Raw genomic sequence first — 14,597 nt, 5'->3', positions numbered from 1 at the left:
TGAGGACACCATCGGGGCCGCACCCATGAGGACCCCCTCGGGGCGGAATGATCCCTAACGGTATCGTCGACACACGCCCGGCCCCGACCTGTGGAGACACCATGCCTGCCCGCCGTACCGTCCTGCGAGGAGCGGCGCTCGCCCCGGTCGCCGGGGTCGCCCTCAGTGCCTGCTCCGGCGGCAGCGGGGGCGGGACGCCGGCGGCGCCGACCGCGCCGGTCGAGCTGGGCGCGGAGAGCGAGCTCGCCAAGGGCGGCGCCAAGCTGTACCGGGAAGAGAACGTCGTGGTCAGCCGCGCCGAGAACGGCTCCCTGAAGGCGTTCAGCACGATCTGCACGCACGCCGGGTGCGCCATCAACAAGCTTCAGGGCACGACGCTGATCTGCCCGTGCCACGGCAGCGAGTTCGACGCGGTGACGGGCAAGGTGCTGCAGGCCCCTGCCACCGTGCCGCTGAAGGAGCTGTCCGTGCAGGCCAAGGGCGGCAGGATCGTCGCAGGTCCCTGACCGGGAGTGCGGTGACGCCGCGTCCCCGGCCGGCCGGGGTCACTCCCAGTCCCAGCCGATGCCCACGATGCCCGACCGCACCCGCGGCTCGACGAGATGCACCGAGCGATGGCGCCCGCTGAGGGGGAGCTCCTGGCGGCCACTGCGTGGTGCCGCCGCCGAGTGCTGGGTGAACCGGTGGCAGCGTACGGGCAGCGCATCCTCGGCGAACCGCACCTGGAGGGCGTACTGCCCGCCCGCGAAGCCGAACCCGCGCACGTACTCGCTGGACGCACCGGCCGTGCCGTCCTCGAAGCCGTAGCGGAAGAGGAACGTATCTCCTGCGCGCAGCCGCGTATCGAAGAGCAGCTCGGCGACCAGCACTCCGGTGTCGTGGTGCCAGCGCACCCGTCCCGTGCGGCAGTTTTCCAGGGCTCGGACCGCCGTGCGCTCCGGGGCGCAACCGGGGTCACCGTGGTGGACCGCCACATAGCGGTCCACACCGTCCTTGTAGGCCCGCACGATGTGGTGGGACTCGCGGGCGAGCAGCTCGCGGTGCGTGCCTATCCGGACGAGTTCGTGGTGGCCGAGGGTGTGCAGCCCGCCGTCGAGCGGTGACTCCAGCTCGGCCAGGAGCCGCTCCAGGACGCCGGAGGCCTCCACCAGGGAGCGGTACGAGCGGCCGGTGGGGCGCTGGGGGTCGCAGCGCTGGTCGGCCTTGGCCAGCAGCCGGATCAGCGACTCGTCCGGGAGCTGGAGGATCTCCTCCAGGGCGCGTACGGCGCGCAGCGACTCGGGGCGCTGCGGGCGCCGGGCACCCTGCTGCCAGTAACTCAGGCTCGTGACCCCGACTTTGACCCCGTACCGAGACAGATGGTGCTGTACGCGCTGCAGGGGCAGGCCGCGTGCGGCGATCGCGGCGCGCAGCGCGACATGGAAGGGGCCTCCTGCCAGGGCCGTCTCCAGTTCCGCAATGGCGACGTCCGCGTGCTGTGTGCCGTACCGCATGCAGGGGCCTTTCTGTGAATGTTCACAACGGCTGGTCAGACCGTTGGATGTAGGTCGTCGGGGGCGCCCGGCCGGCGCGCGGGGCTTGTTCACACGCGCCTGTCGCCGTCCACGCCCCCGAGTTCCCACGCATTGAAGCGTGTTGACCAAGCCCCGACAACACCTGATACGCAACCTACTCAACCTGCTGTACCGCCCTCTGGCCGATCCGCGATCGCGGTCCCGGCGGCTGAGTCCACAGGCGGGCCGGGAGGTCGTCGCGGTGTCAGCCCTCGCCAGTAGGGTGTGTGACATGGCCGACCCCTCCAGCTACCGCCCCAAGCCGGGACAGATCCCGGACTCTCCCGGGGTGTACAAATTCCGCGACGAGCACCGCCGGGTGATCTACGTCGGAAAGGCGAAAAGCCTGCGCCAGCGCCTGGCCAGCTACTTCCAGGACCTGGCGGGCCTGCACCCCCGCACCCGCACGATGGTCACCACGGCCGCGTCCGTGGAGTGGACGGTGGTGTCCACGGAGGTCGAGGCGCTACAGCTGGAGTACTCCTGGATCAAGGAGTTCGACCCCCGGTTCAACGTCAAGTACCGCGACGACAAGAGCTACCCCTACCTCGCGGTGACGATGAACGAGGAGTTCCCGCGTGTGCAGGTGATGCGCGGCCACAAGCGCAAGGGCGTGCGCTATTTCGGTCCGTACGGGCACGCGTGGGCGATCCGCGACACCGTCGACCTGCTGCTGCGCGTCTTCCCGGTCCGCACCTGTTCGGCGGGCGTCTTCAAGAACGCCGCCCGCACCGGCCGCCCCTGCCTCCTCGGCTACATCGGCAAGTGCTCCGCCCCCTGTGTCGGGCGGGTCTCCGACGAGGAACACCGCGAGCTGGCAGAGGAGTTCTGCGACTTCATGGCCGGCCGTACGGGGACGTACATCCGCCGCCTCGAGCAGCAGATGACGGACGCGGCCGAGGAGATGGAGTACGAGCGGGCGGCCCGTCTGCGCGACGACATCGAGGCCCTGAAGAAGGCCATGGAGAAGAACGCGGTCGTGCTCGCCGACGCGACCGACGCCGACCTGATGGCCGTCGCCGAGGACGAGCTGGAAGCCGCCGTGCAGATCTTCCACGTGCGCGGCGGCCGGGTGCGCGGCCAGCGCGGCTGGGTCACCGACAAGGTGGAGGCCGTCACCACCGGTGACCTGGTCGAACACGCGCTGCAGCAGCTCTACGGGGAGGAGACGGGCGACTCCGTCCCCAAGGAGGTGCTCGTCCCGGCACTGCCCGACCCCGTGGAGCCCGTCCAGGAGTGGCTGACCGAGCGCCGCGGGTCGAACGTCTCCCTCCGCATCCCGCAGCGCGGCGACAAGAAGGCGCTCATGGAAACCGTGCAGCGCAACGCGCTCCAGGCTCTCGGCCTGCACAAGACCAAGCGCGCCTCCGACCTGACCACCCGCTCGCGCGCCCTGGAGGAGATCGCCGGAGCCCTCGACCTGGACAGTGCCCCGCTCCGGATCGAGTGCTACGACATCTCGCACCTCCAGGGGGACGACGTGGTCGCCTCCATGGTCGTCTTCGAGGACGGGCTGCAGCGCAAGAGCGAGTACCGGCGCTTCCAGATCAAGGGCTTCGAGGGCCAGGACGACGTCCGCTCCATGCACGAGGTGATCACCCGCCGCTTCAGGCGCTATCTCGCCGAGAAGGAGCGGACGGGCGAGTGGACGGACGGCGAGACCGCCTCCAGCGACGGGACCTCCCGCGACGGGACCTCCGCCGACGGGACCTCCACCGGCGGGACCTCCACCGGCGGGACCTCCGAAAGCGCTCCCCTGGGGAACGCCACTCTGGAGGGTGACACCACGGGGAACGCCTTCGTGGGGAACGCCTTCACCGAGGAGGACGGCCGCCCCAAGCGCTTCGCCTACCCTCCGCAGCTCGTCGTCGTCGACGGTGGCCAGCCGCAGGTCGCGGCGGCCAAGAGGGCTCTCGACGAACTGGGCATCGACGACATCGCCGTCTGCGGTCTCGCCAAGCGCCTGGAGGAGGTCTGGCTGCCGCACGAGGACGACCCGGTGGTCCTGCCCCGCACCAGCGAGGGCCTGTACCTGCTCCAGCGGGTCCGTGACGAGGCCCACCGCTTCGCCATCACCTACCAGCGCACCAAGCGGGCCAAGCGTTTCAAGGCGAGCCCCCTGGACGAGGTGCCGGGCCTCGGCGAGACCCGCAAGCAGGCGCTGATCAAGCACTTCGGCTCGGTGAAAAAGCTGCGATCCGCGACCATCGACCAGATCTGCGAGGTTCCCGGCATAGGCCGCAAGACGGCCGAGGCGGTCGCCGTGGCCCTCGCCCAGGCGGCCCCGGCCGCACCCGCCGTGAACACGGCGACTGGAGAGATCATGGAAGACGAGGAAGTCGGGGCGCCCGCGGACACGGGCTCCCCGGAGGAGCCCGTGTCCGCGGGCGCCTCACACGAGCGACGGGGGCAGGAGACATGAGCGACAACGAACGACAAGAGATCCCAGCACAGACCGAACAACCGGCCGAACAATCGGCCGGACCGCAGACCGGGCAGACGGCCGCACCACAGGCCGCCGACGAGACCCAGGGGGGTACGACGATGGAGACGCCCGCGGTGCCCGAAGCCGCCATCCCCGAGCTGGTGATCATCTCCGGGATGTCCGGGGCGGGCCGGTCGACGGCCGCCAAGTGTCTGGAGGACCTCGGCTGGTTCGTCGTCGACAACCTGCCGCCCGCGCTGATCCCCACCATGGTGGAGCTCGGCGCCCGCTCCCAGGGCAACGTGGCGAGGATCGCGGTCGTCGTCGACGTACGAGGCCGCCGCTTCTTCGACAACCTCCGCGAGTCCCTCGCCGACCTGGAGGCGAAGAACGTCACCCGGCGGATCGTCTTCCTGGAGTCCTCCGACGAGGCCCTGGTGCGCCGCTTCGAGTCCGTGCGCCGTCCGCACCCCCTCCAGGGCGACGGCCGCATCGTCGACGGCATCGACGCCGAGCGCGAGCTGCTGCGCGAGCTGCGCGGCGACGCCGACCTGGTCATCGACACCTCCAGCCTGAACGTGCACGAGCTGCGAGCCAAGATGGACGCCCAGTTCGCGGGCGAGGAGGAGCCCGAGCTGCGGGCCACCGTCATGTCCTTCGGCTTCAAGTACGGCCTTCCGGTCGACGCCGACCTGGTCGTGGACATGCGCTTCCTGCCCAACCCGCACTGGGTCCCGGAGCTGCGCCCCTTCACGGGCCTGAACGAGGAGGTGTCGGCGTACGTCTTCAACCAGCCCGGCGCCAAGGAGTTCCTCGACCGCTACACCGAGCTGCTCCAGCTCATCGCCGCCGGCTACCGCCGCGAGGGCAAGCGCTATGTGACCATCGCGGTCGGCTGCACCGGCGGCAAGCACCGCTCGGTCGCCACCTCCGAGAAGCTCGCCGCCCGCCTCGCCTCGCAGGGCGTGGAGACCGTGGTCGTCCACCGGGACATGGGGCGCGAGTGACCGGACGTGCCGCACTGCGGCTGAGCAGGCTGCGCCGGGTCGCCTCCGAGGGACGCGGCGACAGGCCCGCCGAGGCGCGCGGCGGGAAGCCGCGCCGCCGGGGTGCCCAGCCCAAGGTCGTCGCCCTCGGCGGCGGCATGGGGCTGTCCGCCTCGCTCGCCGCGCTGCGCCGGATCACCGGCGACCTCACCGCCGTCGTCACCGTGGCCGACGACGGCGGTTCCAGCGGGCGCCTGCGCGACGAGCTGGGCGTGCTGCCGCCCGGTGACCTGCGCAAGGCCCTGGCCGCGCTGTGCGGCGACGACGACTGGGGCCAGACCTGGGCCCGCGTCATCCAGCACCGTTTCCAGTCCCAGGGGGATCTGCACGAGCACGCGGTCGGCAATCTGCTGATCGTGGCCCTGTGGGAACAGCTCGGCGACCATGTCCAGGCCCTGGACCTGGTCGGCAGGCTCCTCGGGGCGCACGGCCGGGTGCTGCCCATGTCCGCCGTACCCCTGGAGCTCCAGGCCCTCGTCAAGGGGCACGACCCGGAGCGGCCCGAGGACGTGGTCACGGTACGGGGGCAGGCGACCGTGGCCCTCACCCCCGGCGAGGTGCAGTCCGTGCACGTCGTCCCAGCCGACCCGCCCGCCGTCCCCGAGGCCGTGGCGGCGGTCCTCGACGCCGACTGGGTGGTGCTCGGCCCCGGCTCCTGGTTCTCCTCGGTGATTCCGCACCTTCTCGTGCCCGAGCTCCTCGATGCGCTCACCGAGACGAAGGCGCGCCGGGTACTCTCCCTGAACCTCGCCCCGCAGCCCGGAGAAACCGAGGGCTTCTCCCCGCAGCGTCATTTGGAGGTTTTGGGACGACACGCCCCTAAACTCGCCCTGGACGTGGTGCTGGCCGACGAGGCCGCCGTGCCCGATCGCGACTCACTCGCCGACGCCGCCCAGCGGTTCGGCGCCGCGGTCGAGCTGGCGCCGGTGGCCCGGACCGACGGATCTCCGCGGCACGACCCGGAGCTGTTGGCCGCCGCGTACGACCGTATTTTTCGGATGCATGGAAGGATCGGCCCATGGCGATGACGGCAGCGGTGAAGGATGAAATTTCCCGGCTCCCCGTCACCCGGACCTGCTGCAGAAAGGCGGAGGTCTCCGCCATTCTGCGGTTCGCCGGCGGCCTCCACCTGGTGAGCGGCCGGATTGTGATCGAGGCGGAGCTGGACACCGCGATGGCGGCGCGCCGGCTGAAGCGGGACATTCTGGAGATCTTCGGCCACAGCTCCGAACTGATCGTGATGGCGCCCGGCGGTCTGCGCCGCGGCTCCCGGTATGTCGTACGCGTCGTCGCGGGCGGCGACCAGCTGGCCCGCCAGACGGGGCTAGTGGACGGCCGTGGGCGCCCGATCCGGGGCCTCCCGCCGCAGGTGGTCTCGGGGGCCACCTGCGACGCCGAGGCGGCCTGGCGCGGGGCGTTCCTGGCGCACGGCTCGCTCACCGAGCCGGGTCGCTCCTCCTCCCTGGAGGTGACCTGCCCGGGTCCGGAGGCCGCGCTCGCGCTCGTCGGCGCCGCCCGTCGGCTCTCGATCGCCGCGAAGGCCCGCGAGGTGCGCGGCGTGGACCGCGTGGTCGTCCGGGACGGAGACGCGATCGGCGCGCTGCTCACCCGTCTCGGAGCACACGAGTCGGTGCTGGCCTGGGAGGAGCGGCGGATGCGCCGCGAGGTCCGCGCCACGGCCAACCGGCTCGCCAACTTCGACGACGCCAACCTGCGCCGCTCGGCCCGTGCCGCCGTCGCCGCCGGGGCCCGCGTGCAGCGCGCCCTGGAGATCCTCGCGGACGAGGTGCCGGAGCACCTCGCGGCCGCCGGACGGCTGCGCATGGAGCACAAGCAGGCCTCCCTGGAGGAGCTGGGCGCGCTCGCCGACCCGCCGCTGACCAAGGACGCCGTCGCCGGCCGTATCCGTCGGCTGCTCGCGATGGCCGACAAGCGGGCCCAGGATCTCGGCATCCCCGGGACGGAGTCGAACCTCACCGAGGAGATGGCGGACAACCTCGCGGGCTGACCCGTCCGATCGATCGCCGGAAGCCCAACACGCCGGTGCCGATGTCCACTTGGGACGTCGGCACCGGCGTTTGCGTTCCTGTGAGGCACCCTTGACTTGACCATGAAGTGTCATGAGCCTGGCATCTGTTCGCTGCTGTGGCGGACTCACGCAAGGGGGGCTCATGAGACGAAGAGCGAGAGCGATCCTCGCTACGGGCGCGCTCCTGCTGGGCGGTGCGGGCATGGCACCCATCGCCCAGGCGCAGAACGGCGGTTCACCCAAGCCCGACGCGAACGCCGTGAAGGTGTTCCACGCGGAGATCACGAAGCAGCAGATACCCCTGCTGCTCGCGGCCGGGCAGGACGGCCACGAACTCGGCGACACGACGTGGAAGAACGGCAAGAGCGCGGTCGAGGTCTACGTCACCGACCAGCAGGCCAAGAAGCTGGAGAAGCAGGGCGTCGAGCTCACCGAGCACACCCTGACGGCCAAGGCCGAGGCGCGGGTGGAGAGCGCGGCCCAGGGCGTGTTCCGCCCGTACAGCGGCAAGGGCAATCTCCAGGAGGAGATCGTCAAGACCGGCGCCGCCCACCCCGATCTCACCAAGGTCGTCTCCATCGGCAAGACGGTCAACGGCCAGGACATCCTCGCGCTCAAACTGACCAAGGGCGCGAAGAAGTCCAAGGACGGCTCCAAGCCGTCCGTGCTGTACATGTCCAACCAGCACGCGCGCGAGTGGATCACGCCCGAGATGACACGGCGTCTGATGCACTACTACTTGGACAACTACTCGACGAACAAACGCATCAAGAAGATCGTCGACTCCACCGAACTGTGGTTCGTCCTGTCGGCCAACCCCGACGGCTACGACTACACGTTCAAGGACGCCGACGCCCGCCAGTGGCGCAAGAACCTGCGGGACGTCAACGGCGACGGGGTCATCTCCACCGGTGACGGTGTCGACCTCAACCGCAACTTCGCCTACAAGTGGGGCTACGACGACGAGGGTTCGTCACCCAACCCCACCAGTGAGACCTACCGCGGCACGAGCCCCGGCTCCGAGCCCGAGACCAAGGCGCTCGACGCCTTCGAGAAGCGGATCGGCTTCGCGTACGGCATCAACTACCACTCCGCAGCCGAACTGCTCCTCTACGGAGTGGGCTGGCAGGTGGCGACGCCCACCCCGGACGACGTGCTCTACAAGGCGCTCGCCGGAACCCCCGAGCACTCCGCGATCCCGGGCTACCACCCCCAGGTCTCCTCGGAGCTCTACACGACCAACGGCGAGGCGGACGGCCACGCGGGCAACGTCAACGGCATGGCGATGTTCACCCCCGAGATGTCGACCTGCCAGACCGCCTCGGACATCGACCCGAACGACGCCTGGAACGCGGCCGACTGCGCCTCGGTCTTCACCTTCCCGGACGACGAGAAGCTGATCGAGCAGGAGTTCGAGAAGAACGTCCCGTTCGCGCTCTCCGTCGCCGAGACCGCGGCCCACCCCGACCAGCCGTCGTCCTCGGTGGGCCTCGACGCGCCCGACTTCACCCCGGCCCCCTTCACGACGTCGTACTCCCGCGGCGCCGACCAGAAGGTCTCCGTCGTCGTCCGCAAGTCCGTACGCGACAAGGAGCTCAAGTACCGCGTCAACGGCGGCCGTACGCTGGACATGGCGCTCAAGGCCTGGAAGGGCGGCGAGACCTACGGCGGCAAGGACAACCTCTACTTCGACGAGTACCGCGCCAAGGTGAAGGACGGCGACCCCGGCGACAAGGTCGAGGTCTGGTTCACCGGTGAGACCAAGAGCGGCAAGAAGACCTCCAGTACGCACTTCACGTACACCGTGGCCCAGCGGCCCAGTGCCGACACGCTGGTCGTCGCCGAGGAGGGCGCGACCGCCACGCAGTCCCAGGCCTACGTCGACGCCCTGAAGGCCAACGGCAAGAAGCCCCTCGTATGGGACGTGGCAACCCTGGGCGCGCCCGACGCGCTCGGCGTGCTCGACCACTTCAAGACGGTCGTCCACTACACCGGTGCCGCACGGCCGGGCAACGCCACCCAGCTCCAGCTGCGCGCCTTCCTCAACGAGGGCGGCAAGCTGATCGAGGCGGGCGAGCAGGCCGGCGGCAACGTCGACCTCGGCGGAGGCACCCTTTCGAACGACTTCAGCCAGTACTACCTGGGCGCCTACTCCCGTACGTCCACTCCGGGGGCCAACGGATTCGCCGGCGCCGGGAAGCTCACCGGCTTCACGGGGGCGCTCGGCGACGCGCCCGGCAATCCGCTGAACACGGCGGGCACCTATGGCGTCACCTCGGACTCGCTGGCGCCCGCGCAGTACCCGCAGTTCGCCTCGAGCGCGGGAGCGGGCCAGTTCGCCGGGACCGTCAACCCGTACGGGCCCTACGCGGGCTCGTACATGGCCGCCGCCGTGCACACCGACGACGCCTACAAGCGCCTCACCCGGACCATCGACCTCACCGGTGTCAGCGCCGCCGACAAGCCGACGCTGCGCACCCAACTCCTGTGGGACACCGAGCCCGGCTACGACCACGCGGTGCTCGAGGCCCACACCACCGGGGCCGACGACTGGACGACGCTGCCCGAGGCGGGCGGCGCCACCAGCACCACGGTCCCGGCGGAGTGCGAGGCCGGATTCCTGGTCAGGGAGCACCCCTTCCTCAAGCGCTACCTGACCGTGAGTTCCACCGGCTGCGCCAACACCGGTACCAGCGGGGCGTGGAACAGCTTCACCGGTGCCTCCAGCGGCTGGCAGCAGGTCAACTTCGACCTCAGCGCGTACGCCGGCAAGTCGGTCGAGGTGTCGCTGAGCTACATCACCGACCCGAACACCGGCGGTCACGGCGTCCTCGCGGACAACGCCTCCCTCGTCGTCGGCGGGGCGGCCGCCGAGACCGAGGGCTTCGAGACCTCCCTCGGGCCTTGGAGCGCCTCCGGACCGCCCCCGGGCAGCCCCTCCGTGCTCAAGGACTGGGCGCGGTACGGAGAGCTGTTCAAGACGTACGGCGGAGTCACCACGGACGACACGGTGCTGCTGGGCTTCGGCCTGGAGCACGTCACCGCGGCGGCGGACCGCGCGGCCCTCATCAAGAAGGCGCTCGGGGCGCTGAACGGCTAACCCTGTGTGACTATCTCGTCAACGCCGAGGGTGTTCCGTACCCCTACTGGTGGGTACGGAACACCCTGCCGTGTATGGGGTATCTCGATGTCACCGCAGACGCCTCGGGGAGGTAGGGTCGTAGGCGGTCGGGGACATCCCATACAACTCGCCGGCACTGAGTCGGCGTACCTAACGAGGAGATCGGTTCGTGACGATCCGCGTAGGCATCAACGGCTTTGGCCGCATCGGTCGTAACTACTTCCGCGCGCTGCTGGAGCAGGGTGCTGACATCGAGATCGTGGCTGTCAACGACCTGGGTGACACCGCGACCACCGCTCACCTGCTGAAGTACGACACCATCCTGGGCCGCCTCAAGGCCGAGGTGTCGCACACCGCCGACACGATCACCGTCGACGGCCACACCATCAAGGTGCTCTCCGAGCGCAACCCCGCCGACATCCCGTGGGGCGAGCTGGGCGTCGACATCGTCATCGAGTCGACCGGCATCTTCACCAAGAAGGCCGACGCCGAGAAGCACATCGCCGGCGGCGCCAAGAAGGTCCTGATCTCGGCTCCGGCCAAGGACGAGGACATCACCATCGTGATGGGCGTCAACCAGGACAAGTACGACCCGGCGCAGCACCACATCATCTCCAACGCCTCCTGCACCACCAACTGTGTGGCGCCGATGGCCAAGGTGCTCGACGAGAACTTCGGCATCGTCAAGGGCCTGATGACGACGGTCCACGCGTACACGAACGACCAGCGCATCCTGGACTTCCCGCACTCGGACCTGCGTCGCGCCCGCGCCGCCGCCGAGAACATCATCCCGACCACGACCGGTGCCGCCAAGGCCACCGCCCTGGTCCTGCCGCAGCTCAAGGGCAAGCTCGACGGCATCGCGATGCGCGTCCCGGTCCCGACCGGCTCGGCCACCGACCTGGTCGTGACGCTGCAGCGCGAGGTCACCAAGGACGAGGTCAACGCCGCGTTCAAGAAGGCCTCCGACGACGGTGACCTCAAGGGCTACCTGGCCTACACCGAGGACCCGATCGTCTCCTCGGACATCGTCGGCGACCCGGCCTCCTGCACCTTCGACTCCTCCCTGACGATGGTCCAGGAGGGCAACTCGGTGAAGATCCTCGGCTGGTACGACAACGAGTGGGGCTACTCCAACCGCCTTGTCGACCTCACGGTCTTCGTCGGCGGCCAGCTCTAAGTCCCGGAGCAGGCACCTCTGATGTGAGAGCAGGGCTCGGGCAGCGCACAGCCGCGTTGTCCGAGCCCTGCTCTGTGCACGGATCGAACAGCCCTCCCGGACAACAGAGCCCTCCTAGGAGTCCCTTTATGAAGACGATCGACGAACTTCTCGCCGAAGGCGTGGACGGCAAGCGGGTCTTCGTCCGCGCCGACCTCAACGTGCCGCTGGCCGACGGCCTCATCACCGACGACGGCCGTATCCGCGCCGTCCTGCCCACCATCAAGGCCCTCGCCGAAGCGGGCGCCAAGGTGGTCGTCGCCTCGCACCTGGGCCGCCCCAAGGGCGCCCCGGACCCGGCGTTCTCCCTGCTGCAGCCCGCCGAGCGCCTCGGTGAACTGCTCGGCGCCCCCGTGGCGTTCGCCCAGGACACCGTCGGCCCCGCGGCCCACGACGCCGTGAACGGCCTCCAGCCCGGCCAGGTCGCCGTGATCGAGAACCTGCGCTTCAACCCGGGCGAGACGTCCAAGGACGACACCGAGCGCGGCGAGTTCGCCGACCAGCTCGCCGCCCTGGCCGACGTCTACGTAGGCGACGGTTTCGGTGCCGTGCACCGCAAGCACGCCTCCGTGTACGACCTCCCGGCGCGCCTTCCGCACTACGCGGGCTACCTCATCGCCACCGAGGTCAACGTCCTGAAGAAGCTGACCGAGGACGTCAAGCGGCCCTACGTCGTCGCGCTCGGCGGCGCCAAGGTCTCCGACAAGCTCGCCGTCATCGACCAGCTGCTCGGCAAGGCCGACCGTCTGCTCATCGGCGGCGGCATGGCGTACACCTTCCTCAAGGCCAAGGGGTACGAGGTCGGCATCTCCCTCCTTCAGGAGGACCAGGTTCCGGCCGTCAAGGAGTACATGGACCGCGCGGAGAAGAACGGCGTCGAGCTGGTCCTCCCCGTCGACGTCCTGGTCGCTCCGGAGTTCCCGGACCTGAAGACCAAGGCCCCCGCCAACCCCACCACCGTCGCCGCGGACGCCATCCCGGCCGACCAGGAGGGCCTGGACATCGGTCCGGAGACCCGCAAGCTGTACGCCTCGAAGCTCGCCGACGCGGCCACCGTCTTCTGGAACGGTCCGATGGGCGTCTTCGAGCACCCCGACTACGCCGAGGGCACCAAGGCGGTCGCCCAGGCCCTCGTCGACTCCCAGGCCTTCACGGTCGTCGGCGGTGGCGACTCCGCCGCGGCCGTCCGCATCCTGGGCTTCGACGAGAAGGCATTCGGTCACATCTCGACCGGTGGCGGCGCCTCCCTCGAGTACCTCGAGGGCAAGACGCTCCCCGGCCTCGCCGCACTGGAGGACTGACCCCGCATGACGACCCGTATGCCGCTGATGGCGGGCAACTGGAAGATGAACCTCAACCACCTCGAGGCCATCGCGCACGTCCAGAAGCTCGCCTTCGCCCTGGCCGACAAGGACTACGAGGCCTGTGAGGTCGCCGTCCTGCCGCCCTTCACCGACCTGCGCTCCGTGCAGACCCTCGTCGACGGCGACAAGCTCAAGATCAAGTACGGCGCGCAGGACCTCTCGGCGCAGGACTCCGGTGCCTACACCGGCGAGATCTCGGGCCCGATGCTGTCCAAGCTGAAGTGCACGTACGTGGCGATCGGCCACTCCGAGCGCCGGCAGTACCACAACGAGACCGACGAGATCGTCAACGCCAAGATCAAGGCCGCCTTCAAGCACGGCCTGACCCCGATCCTGTGCGTCGGCGAGGAGCTGGCCATCCGTGAGGCGGGCAACCACGTCGCGCACACGCTCTCCCAGGTCGACGGCGGTCTCAAGGACGTCCCGGCCGAGCAGGCCGAGTCGATCGTGATCGCGTACGAGCCGGTCTGGGCCATCGGCACCGGCAAGGTCTGCGGCTCCGACGACGCCCAGGAGGTCTGCGCGGCGATCCGTGCCCGGCTGGCCGAGCTGTACTCCCAGGAAGTGGCCGACCAGGTCCGCATCCAGTACGGCGGCTCCGTGAAGTCCGGCAATGTCGCGGAGATCATGGCGAAGCCCGACATCGACGGCGCCCTGGTCGGCGGTGCCTCTCTGGACGCCGACGAGTTCGTCAAGATCGTCCGCTTCCGCGACCAGTAAGTATGCGCTAGCGGCGATTCGTCGTACCCTTGCGGGGGTCGCGGCCTTCGGAGTGGGCTTGAGGTGCTCACCCAGTAGGCTTCGGCCCCCGTCGTCCATTCAGTTCCGAGGAAGTTGGTCCAGCCGTGGTTTTGGGGTTCTCGATCGCCCTGATCGTCTTCAGCCTGCTGCTGATGCTGCTGGTGCTGATGCACAAGGGGAAGGGCGGCGGTCTCTCCGACATGTTCGGTGGCGGCATGCAGTCGTCCGTCGGTGGCTCCTCGGTCGCCGAGCGCAACCTCGACCGCATCACCGTGGTGATCGGTCTGCTCTGGTTCGCGTCCATTGTCGTGCTCGGCATCCTGATGAAGGTCAACAACTGATCACCGACCGGCATCGGTACAGCAGCACAACTGCACATTACGCAAGCACAATCCGCACGTAAGGCCCCATGTCCGGTACGCGCCCCCAGGCGCGGCCTATCATGGGGCTTGCGTCTAGGGGCCGGGGTGTAACTCCAATCACTGGACGCGCGTTGGGCCTTACGTAGACTGAGGCGCTCGCAGCGAAGCGTCACGCCGACTCGCTTCGCGGCACCATCACGCAGGGAGTTACGACCGTGGCAAGTGGCAACGCGATCCGAGGAAGCCGGGTCGGGGCGGGGCCGATGGGCGAGGCCGAGCGTGGCGAGTCCGCGCCGCGGCTGCGCATCTCCTTCTGGTGCTCCAACGGGCACGAGACGGTGCCCAGCTTCGCCAGCGACGCGCAGGTTCCCGAGACCTGGGACTGCCCGCGCTGCGGCTTTCCCGCCGGACAGGACCAGGACAACCCGCCGGACCCGCCGCGCACCGAGCCGTACAAGACGCACCTCGCGTATGTACGGGAGCGACGCAGCGACGCGGACGGCGAGGCCATCCTCGCCGAGGCGCTCGCCAAACTGCGGGGCGAAATCTAGGAGTTGAGAACCGGCCGGGCACCGAGGTGCCTGGCCGGACGTGTTTCGCACACCGGGTCGCGCACGGGCGCCGCCGGGGCGGGTCGCCGTGCCGACCCGGTCGCGGAGCGTCCGCGGCGCCGTCGCGAGTCGATTGTCAGTGGTGCCCTCTACCGTTCTTGAAATGGCGGAACCAGAGGGGGCTTT

At 69.5% G+C, this 14,597-nt stretch carries 12 protein-coding genes; 11 read left to right on the top strand and 1 reads right to left on the bottom strand.

The features are described from left to right. Positions 1-101 precede the first annotated feature (101 nt). On the top strand, positions 102-506 hold the full coding sequence (locus KVT44_RS33680; protein WP_217571090.1) for a Rieske (2Fe-2S) protein: 405 nt from the start codon (positions 102-104) through the stop codon (positions 504-506). Positions 507-545: 39 nt separating this feature from the next. On the opposite strand, the gene KVT44_RS33675 is transcribed toward KVT44_RS33680, so the two are convergent. After that, complete coding sequence (locus KVT44_RS33675) at positions 546-1,493, bottom strand: hypothetical protein (RefSeq protein ID WP_099923291.1); 948 nt, start codon at positions 1,491-1,493, stop codon at positions 546-548. A gap of 292 nt (positions 1,494-1,785) precedes the next feature. Here KVT44_RS33675 and uvrC point away from each other — a divergent pair, with 292 nt between their 5' ends. From uvrC to KVT44_RS33625, 10 genes are all read left to right on the top strand, one after another. After that, positions 1,786-3,975, top strand: coding sequence for an excinuclease ABC subunit UvrC (gene uvrC, locus KVT44_RS33670; RefSeq protein WP_217571088.1), 2,190 nt, complete (start codon positions 1,786-1,788; stop codon positions 3,973-3,975). After that, on the top strand, positions 3,972-4,985 hold the full coding sequence (gene rapZ, locus KVT44_RS33665; RefSeq protein ID WP_190170277.1) for an RNase adapter RapZ: 1,014 nt from the start codon (positions 3,972-3,974) through the stop codon (positions 4,983-4,985). The genes uvrC and rapZ overlap by 4 nt, the downstream gene beginning before the upstream one ends. After that, positions 4,982-6,052, top strand: coding sequence for a uridine diphosphate-N-acetylglucosamine-binding protein YvcK (gene yvcK, locus KVT44_RS33660; protein ID WP_190170278.1), 1,071 nt, complete (start codon positions 4,982-4,984; stop codon positions 6,050-6,052). The genes rapZ and yvcK overlap by 4 nt, the downstream gene beginning before the upstream one ends. Further along, positions 6,043-7,032: a DNA-binding protein WhiA gene (gene whiA, locus KVT44_RS33655; protein WP_010987695.1), complete on the top strand. Its 990-nt coding sequence runs from the start codon at positions 6,043-6,045 to the stop codon at positions 7,030-7,032. The genes yvcK and whiA overlap by 10 nt, the downstream gene beginning before the upstream one ends. Before the next feature lie 163 nt (positions 7,033-7,195). Then, positions 7,196-10,153 (top strand): M14 family metallopeptidase, encoded by a 2,958-nt coding sequence (locus KVT44_RS33650; protein ID WP_217571086.1) that lies wholly within the window; start codon positions 7,196-7,198, stop codon positions 10,151-10,153. Between the two features lie 190 nt (positions 10,154-10,343). After that, positions 10,344-11,354, top strand: a complete 1,011-nt coding sequence (gene gap, locus KVT44_RS33645) for a type I glyceraldehyde-3-phosphate dehydrogenase (protein WP_054235924.1) — start codon at positions 10,344-10,346, stop codon at positions 11,352-11,354. A 128-nt stretch (positions 11,355-11,482) separates the two neighbouring features. Next, positions 11,483-12,694 (top strand): phosphoglycerate kinase, encoded by a 1,212-nt coding sequence (pgk, locus tag KVT44_RS33640; protein WP_095855284.1) that lies wholly within the window; start codon positions 11,483-11,485, stop codon positions 12,692-12,694. Between the two features lie 6 nt (positions 12,695-12,700). Further along, positions 12,701-13,477, top strand: a complete 777-nt coding sequence (gene tpiA / locus KVT44_RS33635) for a triose-phosphate isomerase (RefSeq protein ID WP_190170281.1) — start codon at positions 12,701-12,703, stop codon at positions 13,475-13,477. Between the two features lie 125 nt (positions 13,478-13,602). Next, on the top strand, positions 13,603-13,839 hold the full coding sequence (gene secG, locus KVT44_RS33630) for a preprotein translocase subunit SecG (protein ID WP_006373292.1): 237 nt from the start codon (positions 13,603-13,605) through the stop codon (positions 13,837-13,839). Between the two features lie 236 nt (positions 13,840-14,075). Then, positions 14,076-14,411, top strand: coding sequence for an RNA polymerase-binding protein RbpA (locus KVT44_RS33625; RefSeq protein WP_075026247.1), 336 nt, complete (start codon positions 14,076-14,078; stop codon positions 14,409-14,411). The last annotated feature ends 186 nt before the right edge of the window (positions 14,412-14,597 follow it).

This window comes from Streptomyces sp. GbtcB7 (assembly GCF_019091445.1).
Lineage (GTDB): Bacteria > Actinomycetota > Actinomycetes > Streptomycetales > Streptomycetaceae > Streptomyces > Streptomyces mirabilis.
Note: the sequence above shows the minus strand (reverse complement) of the source record. Positions and strands in the feature narration are given on the sequence as shown.

Coding starts and splice junctions, on each gene's coding strand:
- KVT44_RS33680 (WP_217571090.1), top strand. CDS start 102: ATGCCTGCCCGCCGTACCGTCCTGCGAGGAGCGGCGCTCGCCCCGGTC.
- KVT44_RS33675 (WP_099923291.1), bottom strand. CDS start 1,493: ATGCGGTACGGCACACAGCACGCGGACGTCGCCATTGCGGAACTGGAG.
- uvrC (WP_217571088.1), top strand. CDS start 1,786: ATGGCCGACCCCTCCAGCTACCGCCCCAAGCCGGGACAGATCCCGGAC.
- rapZ (WP_190170277.1), top strand. CDS start 3,972: ATGAGCGACAACGAACGACAAGAGATCCCAGCACAGACCGAACAACCG.
- whiA (WP_010987695.1), top strand. CDS start 6,043: ATGGCGATGACGGCAGCGGTGAAGGATGAAATTTCCCGGCTCCCCGTC.
- KVT44_RS33650 (WP_217571086.1), top strand. CDS start 7,196: ATGAGACGAAGAGCGAGAGCGATCCTCGCTACGGGCGCGCTCCTGCTG.
- pgk (WP_095855284.1), top strand. CDS start 11,483: ATGAAGACGATCGACGAACTTCTCGCCGAAGGCGTGGACGGCAAGCGG.
- tpiA (WP_190170281.1), top strand. CDS start 12,701: ATGACGACCCGTATGCCGCTGATGGCGGGCAACTGGAAGATGAACCTC.